Annotated in this window: 15 protein-coding genes and 2 rRNA genes; 8 read left to right on the top strand and 9 right to left on the bottom strand. The window is 41.1% G+C overall.

Annotation, left to right across the window (positions count from 1 at the left end; translation table 11 throughout):
• The first annotated feature begins 10 nt into the window (after window positions 1-10).
• The 4 genes from rocD (at window position 11) to BLT41_RS17155 (ending at window position 6551) form a co-directional block, all read left to right on the top strand.
• Window positions 11-1210, top strand: coding sequence for an ornithine--oxo-acid transaminase (rocD, locus tag BLT41_RS17170; RefSeq protein ID WP_092163493.1), 1200 nt, complete (start codon window positions 11-13; stop codon window positions 1208-1210).
• A 141-nt stretch (window positions 1211-1351) separates the two neighbouring features.
• Window positions 1352-5491 carry a hybrid sensor histidine kinase/response regulator gene (locus tag BLT41_RS17165; protein ID WP_092163483.1) on the top strand — a complete coding sequence of 1380 codons (4140 nt, stop codon included), beginning with the start codon at window positions 1352-1354 and terminating at the stop codon, window positions 5489-5491.
• Window positions 5488-6012, top strand: a complete 525-nt coding sequence (locus tag BLT41_RS17160) for a hypothetical protein (RefSeq protein WP_092163482.1) — start codon at window positions 5488-5490, stop codon at window positions 6010-6012. The genes BLT41_RS17165 and BLT41_RS17160 overlap by 4 nt, the downstream gene beginning before the upstream one ends.
• A 116-nt stretch (window positions 6013-6128) precedes the next feature.
• Window positions 6129-6551, top strand: coding sequence for a hypothetical protein (locus tag BLT41_RS17155; protein WP_092163481.1), 423 nt, complete (start codon window positions 6129-6131; stop codon window positions 6549-6551).
• A 17-nt stretch (window positions 6552-6568) separates the two neighbouring features.
• Here BLT41_RS17155 and BLT41_RS17150 read toward each other — a convergent pair whose 3' ends face one another.
• Window positions 6569-8725, bottom strand: a complete 2157-nt coding sequence (locus BLT41_RS17150; protein ID WP_092163480.1) for a PAS domain-containing hybrid sensor histidine kinase/response regulator — start codon at window positions 8723-8725, stop codon at window positions 6569-6571.
• A gap of 115 nt (window positions 8726-8840) precedes the next feature.
• Complete coding sequence (locus tag BLT41_RS17145) at window positions 8841-9878, bottom strand: DUF1786 domain-containing protein (RefSeq protein ID WP_092163479.1); 1038 nt, start codon at window positions 9876-9878, stop codon at window positions 8841-8843.
• Window positions 9879-9988: 110 nt separating this feature from the next.
• Here BLT41_RS17145 and BLT41_RS17140 point away from each other — a divergent pair, with 110 nt between their 5' ends.
• A complete protein-coding gene (locus BLT41_RS17140; protein WP_092163464.1) occupies window positions 9989-10801 on the top strand; it encodes an esterase/lipase family protein in 813 nt (270 codons plus the stop codon).
• A gap of 68 nt (window positions 10802-10869) precedes the next feature.
• On the opposite strand, the gene BLT41_RS17135 is transcribed toward BLT41_RS17140, so the two are convergent.
• Both BLT41_RS17135 and BLT41_RS17130 read right to left on the bottom strand, forming a co-directional pair.
• Window positions 10870-12459: a HEAT repeat domain-containing protein gene (locus BLT41_RS17135; RefSeq protein WP_092163463.1), complete on the bottom strand. Its 1590-nt coding sequence runs from the start codon at window positions 12457-12459 to the stop codon at window positions 10870-10872.
• Between the two features lie 35 nt (window positions 12460-12494).
• The gene (locus tag BLT41_RS17130) at window positions 12495-12953 is read right to left on the bottom strand and encodes a chemotaxis protein CheX (RefSeq protein WP_092163461.1); all 459 of its coding nucleotides are present in this window, start codon (window positions 12951-12953) and stop codon (window positions 12495-12497) included.
• Between the two features lie 344 nt (window positions 12954-13297).
• Between BLT41_RS17130 and BLT41_RS17125 the strand changes: the two genes are divergently transcribed.
• Together BLT41_RS17125 and BLT41_RS17120 are read left to right on the top strand one after the other, a co-directional pair.
• Entirely contained in the window at window positions 13298-14539 is a 1242-nt protein-coding gene (locus tag BLT41_RS17125; protein ID WP_092163459.1) for a NupC/NupG family nucleoside CNT transporter, read from the top strand.
• Between the two features lie 4 nt (window positions 14540-14543).
• Window positions 14544-16283 carry a chloride channel protein gene (locus BLT41_RS17120; RefSeq protein WP_092163457.1) on the top strand — a complete coding sequence of 580 codons (1740 nt, stop codon included), beginning with the start codon at window positions 14544-14546 and terminating at the stop codon, window positions 16281-16283.
• Here BLT41_RS17120 and BLT41_RS17115 read toward each other — a convergent pair.
• Window positions 16280-17008: a substrate-binding periplasmic protein gene (locus BLT41_RS17115; RefSeq protein WP_280141316.1), complete on the bottom strand. Its 729-nt coding sequence runs from the start codon at window positions 17006-17008 to the stop codon at window positions 16280-16282. The two genes, BLT41_RS17120 and BLT41_RS17115, sit on opposite strands and share 4 nt — an antisense overlap.
• Before the next feature lie 31 nt (window positions 17009-17039).
• The gene (locus BLT41_RS17540) at window positions 17040-17228 is read right to left on the bottom strand and encodes a hypothetical protein (protein ID WP_170830408.1); all 189 of its coding nucleotides are present in this window, start codon (window positions 17226-17228) and stop codon (window positions 17040-17042) included.
• Window positions 17229-17539: 311 nt separating this feature from the next.
• On the opposite strand from BLT41_RS17540, the gene BLT41_RS17110 reads away from it, so the two are divergent.
• A complete protein-coding gene (locus BLT41_RS17110) occupies window positions 17540-18604 on the top strand; it encodes an HD-GYP domain-containing protein (RefSeq protein WP_092163452.1) in 1065 nt (354 codons plus the stop codon).
• Between the two features lie 22 nt (window positions 18605-18626).
• Here BLT41_RS17110 and BLT41_RS17105 read toward each other — a convergent pair whose 3' ends face one another.
• The 3 genes from BLT41_RS17105 to BLT41_RS17095 form a co-directional block, all read right to left on the bottom strand.
• On the bottom strand, window positions 18627-19229 hold the full coding sequence (locus BLT41_RS17105; RefSeq protein ID WP_092163451.1) for a hypothetical protein: 603 nt from the start codon (window positions 19227-19229) through the stop codon (window positions 18627-18629).
• A 144-nt stretch (window positions 19230-19373) separates the two neighbouring features.
• A 5S ribosomal RNA gene (gene rrf / locus BLT41_RS17100) occupies window positions 19374-19488 on the bottom strand.
• Between the two features lie 82 nt (window positions 19489-19570).
• A 23S ribosomal RNA gene (locus BLT41_RS17095) occupies window positions 19571-19663 on the bottom strand; the annotation flags it as partial.

Below are 19663 nucleotides of genomic sequence, written 5' to 3'. Positions count from 1 at the left end.
AGGAGACCAAATGAAGTCGTCTGAATACATAGAACTGGAAGATAGGTTCGGAGCCAAAAATTACAAACCTCTTGATGTAGTTCTTGAACGAGGCGAAGGAGTCTGGGTTTGGGATGTCGACGGCAAAAAATATATGGACTGTCTCTCTGCTTATTCAGCTGTTAATCAAGGACACTGCCATCCCAAAATAAAAAAAGCCATGCTGGAGCAAGTTGAAAAACTTACTCTCACCTCAAGAGCTTTCAGAAACGACCAACTGGGCCCTTTTTATGAAGAACTATGTGCTTTAACCGGATCACACAAAGTTTTACCGATGAACAGCGGAGCTGAAGCTGTTGAAACAGCCATCAAAGCTGTCAGAAAATGGGGCTATCTTGTTAAAGGAGTCCCTGAAGACCGTGCAGAAATAATAGTCTGTGCCGACAATTTTCACGGAAGGACTATCACCATTGTCGGATTTTCAACAGATCCGACATCACGCAAAGGATTCGGACCATTCACTCCCGGTTTCAAAGTTATTCCGTTCGGCGATTTTAAAGCACTTGAAAATGCAATTACACCCGACACTGTGGGTTTTCTTGTTGAACCGATACAAGGCGAAGCAGGAGTTATCATTCCACCGGATGGATATTTCAAAAAAGTACGTGAGATATGCACGGCAAACAATGTGAGTTTGATTCTTGATGAAATCCAAACAGGGCTGGGACGTACGGGAAAATTGCTTGCCGAGGAACACGAAGAAATCGAGGCTGATCTAACACTGATAGGCAAAGCTCTCTCGGGAGGTTTTTATCCAGTCTCAGCAGTGCTTTCCAATTCAGAAGTTCTGGGGGTTCTAAAGCCCGGCGAACACGGCTCGACCTTTGGTGGAAATCCGCTTGCATGCGCAGTGGCAAGAGCTGCCCTCAAAGTCCTGACTGAAGAGAATCTCATTGATAACGCACGGGATGTAGGTGCAAAATTTTTAGCAGGACTTAAAGAAATCAAAAATCCTAAAATCAAAGAAATCAGAGGACGAGGCTTACTTCTGGCTGTTGAGTTTAAATCAGATGCAGGAGGGGCCAGAAGTTACTGTGAAAAACTAAAAGAGCAAGGACTGCTATGTAAAGAAACTCATAACAATATAATCAGGTTCGCTCCCCCACTGGTAATAACTCCCGAACAGGTAGATTGGGCTTTAGAGCGGATCAATCCTACATTATCTACATAAAAACAAACCTTCGACCACAATATATAAATCAGATAAAACCAATACAGCATGCTTTATTATAAGCGCGTTGCAGTTATATGATTGAAGTATTTTCATTTTTATGCTCTGTTTTAAAAAAAATTACCTTAACAACTCAGTATAATGAATACATATTTACATACCAAAAACAGTTTCAAGTGCATAGTCGCAGTGCTTTCCTTTTGTTTCTTACTTTGGGGAGCATTTCCGGCTTCAGCTTTTCAAGAAGAACTTAGATTTGAACGGCTTTCTCTGGACCAAGGGCTATCTCAGTCCTCTATTCTATGCATGTTGCAAGATTCTAAAGGATTTTTGTGGTTTGGAACATATGACGGCCTAAACCGTTACGACGGTCGGCAGATGAAAATTTATTCAAAATCTAAATTACCGGGCTCAATTTCAGACGGAAATGTTAGAACTCTGTACGAAGATAGCTCGGGAGTTCTCTGGGTAGGAACAAAAAGCGGCGGACTGAATGCGTACAACCGTAATAAAGATACTTTTACAAGTTTTACACCGGACAAAAATAACCCCGACTCCATTTCCGGAAAAAACGTCACAAGTATATATGAAGATTCTAAGGGGCAGTTATGGATAGGTACAGAGAACGGCCTTAACCTTTTTGACAGAACATCCCTTACTTTTAAAAAATTTAAGCATACCAATGACCCGTTCAGCATCAGTCACGATGAAATTCGCTCTATTTACGAGGACAAGCAAGGCCGTCTCTGGGTAGGAACTGCCAAGGGATTGAACCTTTTTCTTGAAAAAGAACATAAATTTAAACATTTTTTCAACGATCCCGAAGATGAAAAGACCCTTTGCGGCGACACGGTGCTCTGCTTTTACCAAAACAAAGAAAATCAATTATGGATAGGAACCAAAGAAGGCATCTCTATTCTTGATACCGCTGACAATTCATTCAAAACTATCTTCAGGTCATTAGAAATAAACGATATTTTCCAAGACAGAGCAGAAAACCTCTGGCTCGGAACTATTGAGGGACTTGGCAAAAGAGATCCTGAGACAGCTACGGCTAAACCTGAAAAAATGGAATTCACATTTTTTAAGCATAACCAGCTTGATCCGCAAAGCCTCAGCGACAACAAGGTTACTCATGTTATTGAAGACCGTTCCGGAGTTTTATGGGTTGGCACCTACGCTGACGGACTAAGTAAGCTGACCCCTAAAATGCAGGCTTTCGGTATAATAAGATATCAACCGTGGAAAAAAGATACACTTCCCGGAAAAGAAATCAGCGCAGTTCTCGAAGACCGTGAAGGTCTAGTCTGGATAGGCACTTATAAAAACGGATTAAGCTCCTATAATCCTCAAACCGGAGACCTTAAAAATTTCAGCAGCAAATCCCCGGAACCGTGGAATCTTCCGGGTGACAAAATTAACTGTATATTCCAAGATTCTAAAGGTCTTATATGGGTCGGAACCCGTAAAAAAGGCGTATTTGTTATTGATAAAAATAAAGGGATTCAAACCAGATACCGCCGTGACAAAAAAAATAAAAATTCTCTAAGTCAAAATAATATCTGGTGGATTAATGAAGGCAGTCAAGGATACATCTGGATCGGCACCAGCAAGAAAGGGCTGAATAGACTTGATCGCAAAACCGGAAATTTCAAGCTTTACAAACACTCTGACTCTGACCCGAACAGCTTGGCGCATAACCGCGTGCGTAATATTTTTGAAGACAGTAAAAACAACTTCTGGATCTGTACAAATGCAGGCATGGATCTGATGAATAGATCTGACGGCACATTTATTCACCACAAAAGCAATCCTGATAATCCGAACTCAATATCAAACAACAGGGTTACTCCCGTTGCGGAAGCAGCGGACGGTTCCCTTTGGATCGGGACTGACGCGGGCCTCAACAGATTCGACCCCGCAACAGGTTTATTCACCAGATACACGCAGAAAAACGGTTTTGCCAACGACGGCATCCAAGGTCTTTGCCTCGATAGCGACGGCGATATATGGGTTTCTACATTCAAAGGAATTTCCCATCTGAACCCTAAAAACGGTAAAATATTAAATTTCGGGATTTCGGACGGATTGCAGGGAATAGAATTCTGGATAAACTCTTACAATAAGGGTCAAAGCGGTAAAATATATTTCGGCGGACTTAACGGAATGAACATGTTTTACCCGAAAGATATTAAAATAAATCCCACCCCGCCACCTGTCGTCATTACGGCTTTAAACATTCTTAACAGCCCGGCCGAACTGGCAACAAACATTACTGAAACTAAAGAAATCACTCTTTCATGGAAAGATGCCATGTTCTCCTTCAGCTTTGCTGCACTGGACTACCAGAACCCGCATCTGAATAAATATAAATATAAATTGGAAGGTTTTAACGACAACTGGCTTAACGCAGCCGAAGGGTCCGCAACTTTTACAAACTTCAACCACGGCAGTTACGTCTTCAAAGTTAAAGCGTCCAATAGCGATGGCATCTGGAATGAAACAGGAACATCAATCAAAATCAATATTACTCCGCCATTCTGGAGAACATGGTGGTTTATAGCATCAGTTCTGGCCCTAGTCCTTCTGATGATTTTTGTGGTGATTCATTTCCGGGTAAAATCAATTGAAAAACAAAGAAAAAAGCTGGCCGCATTAGTTGATGAAAGAACGGCTGACCTGAATACTGAAATTAAAGAACACATGAAGACAGAGGAAGAGCTGGAAAATGCCATTATAAAAGCCGAAGAAGCGAACAAGGCTAAAAGTGCCTTTCTAGCAAGTATGAGTCATGAAATCCGTACTCCTCTTAACTCTATCATCGGAATTGCCGACCTGCTCAAAGGAACGGAACTTGATGAGGAACAGGGAGAATATGTAAATATTTTTGAATCTTCCGGTGAAATACTACTGTCCATAATCAATGACATTCTTGATTTTTCAAAACTGGAAGCAGACCACGTCAAACTTGAAGCTATACCCATTGACCTGTTGCAGGAAGTTGAATCAATTTTATACTTACAGGCCGCGGCAGCATCTTCACGCGATATCGAGCTTATATCCATATATAAACCGGACGTGCCTGAATTTGTTATTGGCGATCCGACTAGATTACGTCAGATTATACTGAATATTCTTTCCAATGCGGTTAAATTCACATCCTGCGGAGAGGTTAGTATTACTGTTTCCCGCGCGGCGAATACTCATCAACCTGACAATCTGACCATCACCATAGATGACACAGGCGTAGGTATTGATCCGGCTCAATTGGAAGCAATCTTTGCTCCTTTTTCGCAGGCAGATTCCTCTACCACGAGAAAATTCGGGGGATCAGGTCTTGGACTATCCATCAGTAAAAAATTGACAGAGCTTATGGGCGGATCAATCTCCGCTACAAGTGTTCCCGGTGAAGGAAGTTCTTTTGAAATCACTATCCCTCTTCCCAGAGATCGTGAATCTCAATCATTTCTTAAACCGGACCTGTCAGGGATTAACATCATTGTAGCCGCTCATAATTACAAGACTCTTAATTCAATCTGCGAGATGCTCAATTACTTCAAAGCAACTACAACCCCTTGCACGAACACAGATTCCCTGAAAGCGCTCCTGCTCTCTCCGCAAGGGCACAAATCCAACCTGCTGATTCTTGATCTCAACCTTGAGAACGGCGTTCACATGCTTGAATCTCTCCGAGACGCCGAAAAAACAATTCCTCCGGTTATACTCCTTCAACGCGGTGCGAGCTTTGACAGAAGACTCATTGACAACAAACTTATTTATGCCGGGACCACAAAACCCATAATACGAAGACAATTTCTTCGCGGCATACTGGACGTACTGGACATAGGCTCTAATGAGGACCATCTCTCCGCTGATAATAAGGTAATTCTTCCTCAAATGAAGATTCTCCTGACTGAAGATAATATTCCTAACCGGGAATTGATCAGACACTTCCTCAAAAGTTCGCACGCAACCTTGGTAATGGCTTCGAACGGAGAAGAAGGGCTTAAACTTGCCCTGAATGATAAGTTTGATATTATTTTAATGGACATGGAAATGCCTGTAATGGACGGCTACCAATTCCTGAATCAATTCAGAATGGTTGAAAAGAATACTCATGGAAAGCGTACAGGAGTCATAGCTCTGACCGCCCATGCTTCTGCGGACTACCGGAAAAAATGTTTAGATGCCGGAGCAGACGAATTTCTATCCAAGCCTATTAAGCAAGCTGTACTAACTCAGAAAATTTTTAACTTATATAATAGAATGAAAAAAGAATGACAGAAAAAATGACCCCGCAATCTATAAAGTGGGTAAGAACATTTCATATGTTGAGCGCATGCCTCTGGGGCGGAGGAGCCCTCTCCATGGTCCTTATTCACTGCATGTTCACGCCGCATTCAGGAGGCGAACTTTATGCACGGGATGTCTGCATAAAAATAATTGATGAATATGTTGTCACATCCGGAGCTTTTGGATGTCTTATCACCGGCTTTATCTTTGCGTGGAAAACATCATGGGGCTTTTTTAAGTTCAAATGGATCATCACCAAATGGGCTGTTAACATAGGATTCATAATCTTCGGGTTTCTTTTCTACATGCCTTGGCTTGAACGCATGAGTGAAATTTCAGGCAGTATTAAATTAATGGCTTTGCAAACCCCTGAATATTTAAAGAATCAATTACTGAACGAAATCTCAGCCTTCATGATTTTCGGATGCCTTCTACTACTGGTATGGATTTCAATTTTCAAACCGTGGGGCAAACTGCGGAACCAAGAAGTTAGCCGGAAACAATCTTAAAACCTTGACATTCTCACCTTGCAAATGCTTGATTCCTTTTCTGACGCTGAGAGAATCTGTGTCTAAGTAAAATCAAAAAGTTTATACAAATAATATTTTTTTCGGAGGGTTTAAAAATGGATCAAAGTTACGCAGAAAGCATTGCTTCCGACATCATGCAAATGCTCGAAACTACAAAGGCCAGTGGTCTTGATATGAACAGCGGCTTCCAGAATGACGCTTTTAAAAGTGATCATTTCTTATTCGGATATATTTTCTACCCGAGAGAAACGCTTCTTAATGTTTCCAACCTTCCTCAGTCTGTCAGGAAAAAAGTTAAAAAATCAAACATACTGGGCACAGTTAGCGTTGACGGCAAAACAGTCGGTATTCATCTTGTCTGCTCCCTTCCTATGGGGTTCGACGAAATAACCTCGAAAGAAGATATTATCGCAGGGGTCAACGAAAAAGAATTGATAGAATTTAAAGAACAAATAGCAAAAATTTTGCACAAAGATCTAGTTGGGAATATTGAGAAAAAGGAAGGAATGGAGCAATAACAGACTCAGGTGAGTGATTAGTTCTTAGCGGGTAAAAATTTGTTTATGATCTGGACCAGCTCATCTATATTGACGGGTTTGGAAGCATAAGCATCCATGCCGCTCTCCAGAAATTTTTCACGATCCCCTTCCATAGCATAAGCTGTCAAAGCAATTATAGGGATGTCGTTACCGGCATCCCTTATCATTTTAGTCGCCTGTAAACCGTCCATCTCAGGCATTTGAACATCCATTAAAATAACATCAAACGGCCCACTGTTTTCCAATAGATCCAAGACTTCAATACCGTTTTCTGCTGTTTCAATTTCAAATCCGCGCTCAGAAAGAAAATGAGAAATATATATCTGATTAGTCGCATTGTCTTCAGCCAAAAGGATATGAGCAGGTATAGAACTACCAAACTCTTCCTCATCCACAACCTCGACAACATCTTTCAAACATGGCCCGGAACTTGATTGAAGCTTCACAGTAAAAGTGAACTCACATCCCCAGCCAACCTTACTGGAAAAAGAAATACTGCCACCCATCATTTCGACAAGCTGCCGTGAAATGGCAAGTCCCAATCCACTACCGGGATGTCGTTTGGAATAACCTGCATTCAGCTGTACAAAACTTTCAAAAAGTTTTTCAGCCTTGTCTTCCGATATACCTATTCCAGTATCCTTTACTGTAAATTCAAGAATCTCCCCTTCTTCCCACTCGCCGACACGCTTAACGGAGATCTCTACGTAACCCTTATCAGTAAACTTAACCGAGTTACCTGCAAGGTTCATTATAATCTGCCCCAGACGAAGACTATCACCGAGATAACACCTATCCACGGTATTACTTACGCTAGTACGAAGTTCAATTCCTTTTTCTTCCGCCTGAACTCGCAAGACAGACATTTGTTTTTCAAGCATGTCAGGCAAATCAAAATCTTCGGGCCTCAGCTCCATCTTACGGGCTTCAATCTTAGAAATATCTAAAATATCATTGATAATACTCAGTAAAGATTCGGCCGCTTTTTTTACTGTAACCAGATATCCCTGCTGTTCGTCATCCAAACCGGTACTGAGTGTCATTTCACTCATTCCGATAATCGCACTGATGGGAGTTCTGATTTCGTGACTCATATTGGCAAGAAATTCACTCTTTGCCCGGTTCGCCTCTTCCGCGGCATCACGAGCTTCGCAGAGTTCAGCTTCAAACCGCTTACGTTCTGTAACATCCTGACCGACAGCAAGCACACCGAGAGAATCCCCCGTAGTATCGAGCAATCTAGACAAAGACCATTGCATAGTAAGCTCTTTACCGCCGCGAATACGCACATTGCTTTCAAATAATCGCAAAGGAGTACCGGAAAGAACAGTTGCGTACTGACGGGAAGTTTCTCCCCACAATCTTTCGGGAAGGAAAAGTTCAAAGAAATCGCGCCCTAAAACTTCGTGCCGGGTCCGCCCAAAAAGATCTTCAGCCATACGGTTGAATTCTAAAATTTTTCTGTCGGGAGAAAGGAGGATTATCACACTTTCAGCCGTTTTAACCAACGATCTGAACCTGTAAGCACTCTCCTTCAAAGCTTCTTCGACCTTTTTTCTGGTTGTAATATCTTCAACAGTAGAAACAACTTTCTGAATATCACCATCAGCACCGAAAAGAGGCGAAGCATTGATTGAAAGTAAAACCCGGCGACCATCATCCCAGTGAATTGCGTGACGTATATCTAAAACAGCATTTCGAATCTTCATTACCCGGCTGAAAGCAAGCCGTTCTTCGGGAAAAACGGAACCGTCATGAGCAGTAATTTTCCAGCCCGGATCATTGTACTTCCGCCTGATCATATTCTCCCGGGAGAGCCCGTGAACTCTTGCAGCCTGATCATTCGCGAAAACAATAACACCCTCCTGATCCATGACAATGACCCCCATGGGGCTAGTTTCCATTATGCTGCCCATGAGATCGCGTTCGCGCTGTAATTCCAGCTCAACCATCCTTCTTTTTACAATGTTCAGATATAAAAACACGATAAAAAGCAAAAGCACTGAAATAACAATCCCCGCTCCGAGAATAAGTATTCTATCCAGATTACCGGAGCCAAGATCTCTGAGGGCGTTCGAAAGCCACCCCTCCGCCAAGGAAGGGGTGCAGCTAAGCAACAGCATGGACAATGCAAGAAGTAAGGAGCGCAACATAATTTTAGTCTATATTTAAATGAAGTTGCATAAATTCAAATTACAACACAACACCACAAATGATTACTTACTATCGGTATTAACAAATCCATGCAAGATTACAAGCTAGAGTTATTTAAACAGTTCCTTTTAATTCAAGTCCCTTTATAAGTCCGAAACAACCTGCAAGCATCATATCACCACCCGGGGACGGAAATTCAACAGGATAACCTTTAAGCATGGCCCGGCGCGGCCCCATCACATAGGTAGGAATAAACCCGCAAGCTTTTTCAGACAGATCAAGAGTAGCACAGCCATGCCCATAATCATCAAAAACACTTTCGAAGCTAAGTTCACCTTTTCTGAACAGCTGTGAATCTGACCATAGTTTCTCGGGAGTCATATTTCCAGTGTGATGCTCGTAGACACCATGAACTCTCCCTTCGAAAAGCAAAAAAGAAACCGTATGACTATTCCCGACGTTAATCAGACAAATCCCTTCTCTAAAGCTACGCTCAACTATCTCATCAACAAAAAACGCGCCCAGAACAGCAGCAGCTCCGGTGTCGCAGACCTGCCCGCCACCAATACTTTTTTGCAATTCAGAAAGCCTTGTGAATTCTTCTGGAACAGTTTCAAAAAGGAGTTCTTCCGGTTTTCCCTTGTTATCCAGCAAAAAGCGCTTCCATAAATTGAACCGGCCCATTCTATTACTTTTTCCCGGATGAAAACCATGATCCTGCACAGAAGCTACAACCAGATCCGGCTGCTCAAGGCCAGCTGCGGAAAGAAAACAATTCCACCAACCGGAATTGAAATCCTCAAGATGAACAGGAACACACCCAGAGGGTAAGCATGTACTTAACACAATTCCATTTTTTTCCAAACGATTCAAATCGTCTCCCAAAGCAAGAGCAGCTCGCGGATGCGCAAAAACTTTATACCCGGCTTTAATATGCGCATTCACAGCTCTACCGAAGCCGCCACCCATATTTTTACCGGTAAGATAAATATCACATCCTTTATTTGTCTGTTTCTTAATCAGCTCTGCAACAACACGGGCCGGAGAGGGCAACACAAACTTAAAACAATTTTCAACTTCAACACCTTCAATATAATAGAGAACATCCTGAGTACCGCTACCGATATCAAGGCTTAATATTTTACGATTCATTTTAAATCTCCAATAATTATAATTTCAAGTTACTGTTGCAGAGCAAAGTATTTTACGTCAATTTGAAAAATAGGTTTCTTAAAAACAACTAATTAAATGCATCTCAAAATATGACAAAAATATTTCTGACAATTCTACTTATCATCCTGATGATCCCTCTTCCTCTGATCATCGTCATGACTATCGCAAACCGCAAAGAACTTATGCAACGTGGAACCAGACAAGCTGTATACGACCTGCTTACATCTGTAGCAACCACAGCAATAAGCATGCTTACGGCAACCCTGACTCGCCCGTTTGACTTTCTCTGCCGGGATATACATCCAGAAAAAGAAGGTAATCCTCTACCTGTTCTTATGACTCACGGCCTTTATCATAATAAAACAGCGTGGTTTCTCATGAAGCCGAAACTGCGTAAAGCCGGCTACAGCAACCTTAATACATGGTCATACAACAGCTTCACGACTTCGTATCCCGAACTTGTTCTTGAACTGCGAAGGCGTATCCTTAAACTTTATGCGGAAAACAATAATCAGAAAATTGTGCTTATAGGCCATAGTCTTGGAGGATTAATTATTAAAGGAGCCGTATCCGATCCAGCTGTTGCGGAATCAGTTGCTAAAATTATCACCCTCGGAACCCCTTTTCGCGGCAGCCTGTTGGCAAAAATCGCTCCGGGAAGATTAGGACGCAGCCTGCATCCAGAGAGTTCACTTTTTCAAACAATTCATACAACCCCACCACTCAATTCCATTCAGAAAACGGCAATATTTTCGCCTATAGATGAAATGGTTCTACCGTGGAAAAACCTACTGCCTAGCGAAACAGACTGGAAAACATTACCCTGTCCGGCAATGGGCCATGTTGCTATGCTCTACAGCCCAAAAATCACAAATATGATCCTCCGGATTATGCAGCAATAAAAAAAGGGAGAGGACTATTATCCTCTCCCTTCATATTAAATCAAAATATCAACAATCTGCTACACGTCCTAAGAAACGTATTCCTCGATTTTAGCTTTGAGCTGATCAGGAGTAAAAGGCTTGGTAATAAAATCGGTAACACCGGTCTTTTTCGCCAATTCAAGCTGAGAAACCTCTGATTCTGTCGTAACCATAATTATCGGGATTGTTTCAAATCCATCAGTCATTCTAAGCTTTGAAACAAGCTCCATTCCATCCATTACAGGCATGTTCATGTCTGTAATAACAATATCAAACTCATCACCCTGCTCAGCAAAAGAATATGCTTCCTGCCCGTTCTCAGCAATTGAAGGTTCAAAACCGATATTTGTAAGGATGCTACGATAAAGAGCGAGCATTGATTTAGAATCATCAACGGCGAGAGCTTTTTTACTTCCGGCTTCAACAGTCTCAGGAAGTCTTGCTATATCTGCGTCTGCAACTTCTCCGCCTATCTCAACAAGCTTACCGCGAAAGGCTTCATGAACTTCAGGATCTTTAGAGGTTACAACGGCGTTCATCATAAAACGACCGATTTTTCCTTCATTATAAAGCCCTTCAAAAATATTCAAAGCCTTCGCTGTTACAACTGCTCTGATAATTTTCCCGGCCTTACTTCCGCCCTTGCTGATCATTTCAATCATCTTTTTGATAACACCGGGATTAACCAGATGATCAAGACCGTTAATAACCGCAAGAGTTATCAGCTCATCATCATTATCAAGCCCATCAATAAGACTGATAACACCCTTCATTGTTCCGATGTTACCAATGGCTTCATATATGGCATATTTTACACTGGAGTCTGTAGAATATTCTTTATCAAGAGCATCCATAAGAATTTCAAGACCGCTCTTGTCACCGATAAAACCAAGGACGTTTGCCGCAAGAATCATATCATCCTTATCTGCCCCCGGAGTAATTACTTTCCGAAGGTAAGGAACTGTTTTAGCGCCAAGTTCTGTCAGACAGTCTGTTACAACCCTGCGGACAGTAGGATTTCTGTGATGTAAATTCTCCACAATAAAATTCAGAGAAGACTCACAGCCGATAGAAGTTAAAGCTTCAACAGCTTTCCATGTGGTTAAATCGCAAACTTCATAATTGGCATCTTCATTATTGCATTTAACGATGGTGATCAGAGCCTCGACGGACTTTTCATCTTTCAGCTCACCGGCCACTTCAATAGACATTGAGGCAACCAGATCATCTTCATTCGTGATATTAGCACGGAAAATATCGAGAGCGGGCTCCCCACCTATCTTTGAAAGAGAGGTCAACAACTCAAAAAGCAGATCTGTATCATCTGTCTGCTCAGCTAAAACAGAAAGAACCGGAACCGCTGTTTTAAACTTAAACTCTCCGCATGACCTTATGCAAAGGACCTTAAGTTTGTCATTTTCACTTTCCAATAATTTAACAGCGCTGCTTTCATCAGAAGAAAGCACTCCGTTTAACGCACTCACAACCATATAATCTACAGAAGTATCTCCAAGAGGATTCTGGAATAAATCAAGAAGCGGATCGAGATCAGCAATGTCCTTCCCCATTGAAACTTCATTCAGAATACTGATTTTGTCCAAAAATGATTGTTCTCTAAACCCGATCAGACTAGACATATTAGTGACTCTCTTTTTTTCATTAAAGCAGGATGTTACTCGAAACTGAATTCGATAGTAAACTCTCCGGCCTCGCAGGTAAAAGGAATGGCCATTATGGGGGTAGAGGCCATATGTGAAATAGAGTGATTATCCCCCATAATTACAGACGGAGTGGAACCGGAAAAAGTCAGCCCCTGCTCGACAAGTCCGGCTCTGGCCTGTCCTGAAATCATATTAGTGATTTCACCGACAGCATCCTGAACATCCTGCAAAATATCCTGAATATCATCGCCAAGCATGTTCTTGACAATTGTAACAGCACAATTTTTTGTAAATGTGATTGAAATTGTTCCATTCATATCACCAGTGATACCGACTAACCCAGTAACATCACCAACTGCGGTTTTCCCTTTTTTCACATAAGGCTTACCGGGTTTCGGAGTAATCATAGCCATCATAGATAAAACATCTACAGCGGCTTTGATAAACGGTTTTGCTAATTCAACTTTCATAAAGCTTTCCCTTTATCAGACGTCATTCCCTAAACGGGAGTGCCTACCTAAAGTTGCAAGTTTTCCACAAGATAAAGACATAATTTTCTAGAATACTAACTACAAAAAGGAAAAGGTTCAAGAACCTTAGAAAGAATAATGCTTTTTTCATTCATACAGTTGATCCTCCGGATCATAAGTTTAATATCTTGTTTAGAAAAGCCAAAACAGAACATTCTTCAGTATAATCTTTTTTTACATACAAAGACAAGTTCGCTGTTGTTACTGTTGCAGGCTCCATGATGATTATGTAATTCAGATAAATACATTAAAAAAAAGAGCTAATCTTATACTTGGATGGAAACATGATTCAAAGCATCTTCGGTTTATTCGGATTAATGGTTATAGCTTGGGCGGTCAGTGAAAATAAACGTCATATCCGTTTTAAAAGCGTAGCCATAGGACTGCTTCTTCAAATTGCCGTTGCTACTATGATGCTGAAAATTCCGGCATTTAGTAATGCTATGATGTCTTTGAATCACGCTGTTGAAGCATTGCAACAAGCTACCGAAGCCGGAACAAGTTTTCTTTTCGGATACCTCGGAGGCGGCCCGCTTCCTTTTTCTGAAATTTCACCCGGAGCAAGTTGGACTTTAGCCTTCAGGGCATTGCCTCTCATTTTGGTCGTAAGCTCCTTATCCGCACTTCTTTTTTACTGGCGTATCATTCCAATCATTGTCAAAGCATTCTGCTTTATTCTGCAAAAAACAATGAACATCGGCGGCGCGTTAGGGCTTGGTGTGGCAGCAAACATTTTTGTAGGCATGGTAGAAGCTCCAATAATAATCGGCCCCTATGTCAAATCAATGAGCCGCAGTGAACTTATGACCCTTATGGTAAGCGGCATGGCAACTATTTCAGGCACAGTCCTAGTGCTTTATGCCTCAATTCTGAATCCTGTACTCCCAGGTGCCATCGGACATATTCTTACAGCATCAATTATCAGCGCCCCGGCCGCGATTCTCATCGCCCAGCTGATGGTCCCTGAAACAACAGACACCCTTGCCGGAAACGGAGTTAATATCACCAGTTCAGCCTCAAGCTCAATGGACGCAATTACCAAAGGAGCTTCTGACGGGGTCAAACTTCTTATCACTGTAGTCGCTCTGCTTCTTGTCCTCATAGCTCTTGTCTCACTTGCAAATCAAATTTTAAATTTTTTCCCCAATATATATGGCGAACCACTTACACTTCAACGCATACTCAGTTTTATAATGTGGCCTATTGTCTGGCTCATGGGAATCCCAGCTTCCGAAGCTTCAACCGCAGCCGGGCTGATGGGCACCAAGACAGTTCTAAATGAATTTCTGGCCTACCTACAGCTTGCAAACCTTTCTCCGGGCTTGCTCTCACCAAGGTCCACAATAATCATGACTTATGCTATGTGTGGATTTGCTAACTTAGGAAGTCTTGGTATTTTGATAGGAGGGCTTACAGCAATAGCGCCTTCACGCAAAGAGGAGATTGTAGAAATGGGAATGAAATCAATTATCGGCGGAACATTGGCAACTTGCATGACGGGTACAATAGTCGGAATTCTTTATTAAAAAGATGAGTAGACCTGAACACACTCCGCTCTTACAGAGCTTTCTGCATAAAAGAATGCCCGCTAAAAATGCTCTCTTGATCATTGCCGCGATTGTCGTGGGGGTATGTTCGGCGTTGGCTGCGATAGCCCTGAATGCGGCGTTGGAATTCTTTAATCAGCTCAGAATGGATAATTCTGATCACTGGTGGATATTCATTCTTCCAGCTCTTGGCGCGTCTGCTGCAATAATTCTGAGTAAAAACATTTTTAAAGAATCCGGAGGACACGGAGTAGGAGAAGTCATCGCCAAGGTAGGCCTCAAGCAGGGAATACTTCGGCCTATATCCATCATAAGCGCTCTCGTTACCAGTCTGCTTACAATTGCCAGCGGAGGCTCTGCCGGACCGGAAGCCCCTGTTGTTGTTAGCGGGTCTTCAATGGGTTCCAACTTATCCAGACTTTTAAAAATGAGCGGTCAATCGAGGATGACTCTTATCGGATGCGGAGCCGCCGGATCAATTTCAGCGATATTCAACGCCCCTGTTACAGGGATGATTTTTGCTGTTGAGATTATTCTTGGAGAATGGACTCCTTACAACCTTGTACCGATTGCTATTTCTTCCGTTGTTGCCACGCAAACATCCAGATTTCTAGAAGGAAATGTTATTCCTTTCAGTGAACAATTTCCCCCGATGGGCTTCGCAGACTTAGGAATAACAATATTATTGGCGGTACTCACAGCCCTGATATCTGTCGCGTTTGTAAGATCAATACGACAAGTAGGTTCCCTGTCAGCGTCGATCAGCAGCATTCCGTGGCTGAAAGCAGCACTGGGCGGACTTGCTGTCGGCTTAGTCGGACTGTTCTTCCCTCTAGCCCTCGGAGAAGGATACAAATCCATCAGGATGGCAATTCACGGGACTTTCCCGCCGGGCATAACTTTCATAGCTATATTGGTACTAGCCAGAGTATTAACAACGTCATTGACGCTGGGCAGCGGAGGACTTGGTGGTATATTTGCCCCATGCCTAGTCATAGGATCTACCTTTGGTGTTTTTTTTCACCGCACTTTATCTACAATAATACCGGATGGATGGATTACAGGCGAGGCCGCATACGTAATGCTCGGCATGGCAGGAGTTCTAAGTGGAGTGATGCAGGCTCCTTTAACGAGTGTCTTTCTAGTTTTAGAGATCACCAACAGCTATCAGGCTGTTATGCACATCATGGCCGTCACATTTATATCCTCAATGCTCACCCACGCATTTGAACCGTCCTCCTTCTACTTCAAAGATCTCGTGGAAAAAGGGCAACTGCTAAGACCTAAAACTGATGAAAAAATATTAGCCGACATCAACCCTGAAAAGCTTATCTGCAAAAATTTAACAGAAGTTTGTCCGCAAATGCCTGTAATAGATTTTTTAAATGTCCTCAAAAACACAAACCAGACCCACATCCCGATTATCGACAGTGATACAAAAGAGTTTATGGGTATGATTGATGTAGCTTCTGCAAGGTCTTCAATTTTAGATCCGGAACATCAACACAGTAACATAAGTGAAGTAGCAACGGATAAGAACACCCCGAAAGTAGAAAATGGAATGGGAACTGCTGAAATTCTGGAAATAATGAATAAAAGTGGCAAAAGGACATTGCCTGTAATGAAAAATGGAACCTTCATGGGGTTTATAACAAAGGAAGATATTCTTTCCGCTTATCGTGGAGAAATGAAAAATTATGAAAGCTGTGACAACTTATTCTAATTGAGCTTAACTGAATATTTTTTAGCCAGCCGTTCGATTTCTCCAGAATTTTGCAAATAACGTATCACTGCACCAATCTCATCAGCCCTTTCAGCCAACGGAGATTTACGAGAAACGCCTATATAAACAGGCATAAGTTTCGGCTTATATTTAAAACCGCATTCTTCAACATAAGAATCCAGCCCCATATTCTTTATAAAATAGTTCCCAACCGAATCGGTAGAAATAACAACTTGAACCTCTCCTTTTACCAAACCTTCGAAGACTTCAGCGGTTGTTCCATAAAAAACCCTCACCACTCTGTCATCAAGATCGAACGTCGGAAAATATTTTGCCCCCTTTTTCACTCCGACTCTTAAACCGACTAAATCGATATAACGGTTAATCTTATTTTCTGCCCCTTTTTTAACATAAAAACTTTTTATAGATTTAGTTTTATATGGAGGTGAAACATACCGTATATAATCATTCCTTTCATTTCTAAACAACATACTAGTAAGAACATCTATCTCGCCGGATTTTAATTGATCAAGGCTGCTATCGAAAGACACGGAAACAAATTTTACTTTTAATCCCATATGTTTAAAAACACCTCGAACCAAGTCACAATCAAAACCTTCAAATTTCCCTTCATCAAGAATCATCCAAGGCGGAAAGGACGCAAAACCAACAGTAACAACACCCTGTGCGCATGCGTTGGTATGAGCATATAAAAAAAACGTCATACACAACAAAAACAGACTCTTAAGAGCAATATTATTCAGCCGCGTCATCGTCTTCTTTGTAATCTTTTTCAATAATATTAATATCTTCAACATACTTATCTTTGACCACGCTATCAGCGACTTTCCCCATGACTTTCCGTAATTTCTGAAAAATTTCAGGGTCATCTTTCATTATACATTTAGAACTATTCAAAAACTTGAGTGGAATTTTTCCTTTCACTTAATCCTCTACACAAAAGCCAACAATCATTATTAAGTAATAAAAACAAACACATCCTACGCAAGTATTTCTATAATACCTGAACGCTACAGTATATATAGAATCACATCAAGAACATATAACGGTCCATGCTTATTTAATAAAAATATCGAGATAAATGAAATGGATAGGACCTTAACTAAATAATAATTCAATTAACTCATTTAAACTTTTACTTCATTTACTTTTTCTTATTATTATAATAAATTATGTAAAAATAGAATAATTTTGAAATTCAGACTCGTTATAACATTCTCATAGGACATAAAAGAATGAGCAGTCAGGCTAAACAAGACAATTTGATTCCAGAAGAATATCTGCAAATAAGCTCCAATATTGTCAGCACATTCGGAAATAGGACACCTGTCTCATTATGTATATATGATGAAGAGTTTTCGAGAGTTGCTCCTCTCTTTCCTAAAGAAACAAGGCTCACTCCCAAAAAGAAAGAACAAATGATCAAACAGTGTCTTGAAGGAAACCTTTTTATTACCAAAGATGACTATGCAGGGCTTGCTGGACACATTAGCCAAAACCTTGGAGCATTGCTCACTGAACACTATCTGGATGAAACTGCTGCTGCTGAAATTTTTTATTCCGGTATATTAGAAAAAGTACGATCTTTTTATAGCAATCCAATAACTGAAACCCTTGATCAACTAAAAGCAGTTCTAGCTATTTTTAGTGAATATGTGTGGGTAGACAGAAATCGATGGTCATATTTTTTTAATACATTACGAAGAGAAAATGACCTTTGCTGTCATTCAGTTAATACTTTGTTCGTTGGTACGGCAGTATACCTTAAAACAGTACACAAAGGAGACGAAAAGCTTGAACTCAACTCACTTGGATTAGGCTTAATTTTACACGACATAGGCATGACTCAAATCCCCGCAGCACTTATGACCAAAAACGGACCTTTCTTGTATAAAGAAAAACAACGAATGCAAGAACATGTTGATATCGCAGAAAAAATGATTAACCGTCTGGAGATAAAAGACGAAATGGTGAGATCCTGCATTCTTGACCATCATGAACGATTAGACGGAAGCGGCTATCCAAGAGGTCGACGAACTGAGTCAATCTCAACTGAAACGAAAGTATGTAGCGTTGCAGACGCCTTTTGCGCCATGATATCCAAAAGATGGCATAGAAACGGAATAAACCCGATTCTTGCAGCTATAGTTCTGACTGAAAGCAGTAAGCGCTATGACAAAAATCTTACATCCGCATTAGTCTCATTTATTATTTCAAATAATCCAGAAATGCAGACCTTAATAAAGGATAGAGAAAAAATGCAACAGTTAAGAGCTTTAGCATTAAAACAGTGTGATTAAACCCTATGCGATCTCATCTAAATTAAAAAATATCTTCTTGTTCTCTATCCTTATTCGTGAATACTGAAGAACCTCTTCCGCCCTTGTTCATATCTGATTCATCTTGATTATCAAGACTTTCACCCTTATTAGAATCGCCTTCCTTATCATTATTTCCGTCCTTTACTCCAAAACTCATGATTCGAGTAATTTTCATATCTCCATTTTCGTCTACCTTTGATACTACGACTTTAATTTCATTCTCCTTTTCAGGATCTTGAATTGTTTCAGAAATAGTATCTAAAGCATTTGGGTCAAAATTTTTATTAGCTTTCTTTTTTATCTTTTCCTTTTCATCCTCATCCACCAATAAGGGTTCCAATTCTTTCAATCCTCTTCGCTCGAGTTCTTCAGGAGCACCATATGAGCGTATATATTTTTGCAAATAGTCAAGGTAAGCTTTTTGTTCCAATTCACCTTCAGAAACTTCAGGCGCATCAGGTAAATTTTTCCCTGAGGAACTGAGGGCATATATAGAGCTTGTTGAATCGTTATAGCTTGAAGAGCTTGATTTTGTATTCTTAATACCTGCTGATTCAAACTGCCTAGCGTTAGTGGAATCTAAACCAATTCCTGATATGGACATTTATTCCTCCTAATTCAAATGTACATTTTTATGCAATATCTAAGCCCGTAAAGATATCCCTATTGCCACTTACTCCCATCCCCCCTCCACACAACACGCAAAAAGACCCGTACATTAACATGTACGGGTCTTTTCAAAATAAAGTCCTTGCGACGACCTAGTTTCCCACCAGCTACCTGGCAGTATCATCGGCGATGGAGGTCTTAACTTCCGAGTTCGGAAAGGGATCGGGTGTGGCCCCTCCTCAATGGTCACAAGGACAAATTTCTCTAGTTGGTAGTACTAACCGTACGAGGTCAGTAGTTATCAACCATAAATATATAGTTAATAGGGAAGAGAAGAAAGATAAGTCACACGATTTATTAGTACTGGTCAGCTGAATGTATTGCTACACTTACACCTCCAGCCTATCAACCAAGTAGTCTACTTGGAAT

The sequence above is a fragment of the Maridesulfovibrio ferrireducens genome, assembly GCF_900101105.1.
GTDB classification, from domain to species: domain Bacteria; phylum Desulfobacterota; class Desulfovibrionia; order Desulfovibrionales; family Desulfovibrionaceae; genus Maridesulfovibrio; species Maridesulfovibrio ferrireducens.
The sequence above is the reverse complement of the archived record's forward strand: the minus strand, read 5'-3'. Positions and strand labels throughout refer to the sequence as shown.

Coding starts and splice junctions, on each gene's coding strand:
- rocD (WP_092163493.1), top strand. CDS start 11: ATGAAGTCGTCTGAATACATAGAACTGGAAGATAGGTTCGGAGCCAAA.
- BLT41_RS17165 (WP_092163483.1), top strand. CDS start 1,352: ATGAATACATATTTACATACCAAAAACAGTTTCAAGTGCATAGTCGCA.
- BLT41_RS17160 (WP_092163482.1), top strand. CDS start 5,488: ATGACAGAAAAAATGACCCCGCAATCTATAAAGTGGGTAAGAACATTT.
- BLT41_RS17155 (WP_092163481.1), top strand. CDS start 6,129: ATGGATCAAAGTTACGCAGAAAGCATTGCTTCCGACATCATGCAAATG.
- BLT41_RS17150 (WP_092163480.1), bottom strand. CDS start 8,725: ATGTTGCGCTCCTTACTTCTTGCATTGTCCATGCTGTTGCTTAGCTGC.
- BLT41_RS17145 (WP_092163479.1), bottom strand. CDS start 9,878: ATGAATCGTAAAATATTAAGCCTTGATATCGGTAGCGGTACTCAGGAT.
- BLT41_RS17140 (WP_092163464.1), top strand. CDS start 9,989: ATGACAAAAATATTTCTGACAATTCTACTTATCATCCTGATGATCCCT.
- BLT41_RS17135 (WP_092163463.1), bottom strand. CDS start 12,459: ATGTCTAGTCTGATCGGGTTTAGAGAACAATCATTTTTGGACAAAATC.
- BLT41_RS17130 (WP_092163461.1), bottom strand. CDS start 12,953: ATGAAAGTTGAATTAGCAAAACCGTTTATCAAAGCCGCTGTAGATGTT.
- BLT41_RS17125 (WP_092163459.1), top strand. CDS start 13,298: ATGATTCAAAGCATCTTCGGTTTATTCGGATTAATGGTTATAGCTTGG.
- BLT41_RS17120 (WP_092163457.1), top strand. CDS start 14,544: ATGAGTAGACCTGAACACACTCCGCTCTTACAGAGCTTTCTGCATAAA.
- BLT41_RS17115 (WP_280141316.1), bottom strand. CDS start 17,008: ATGACGTTTTTTTTATATGCTCATACCAACGCATGCGCACAGGGTGTT.
- BLT41_RS17110 (WP_092163452.1), top strand. CDS start 17,540: ATGAGCAGTCAGGCTAAACAAGACAATTTGATTCCAGAAGAATATCTG.
- BLT41_RS17105 (WP_092163451.1), bottom strand. CDS start 19,229: ATGTCCATATCAGGAATTGGTTTAGATTCCACTAACGCTAGGCAGTTT.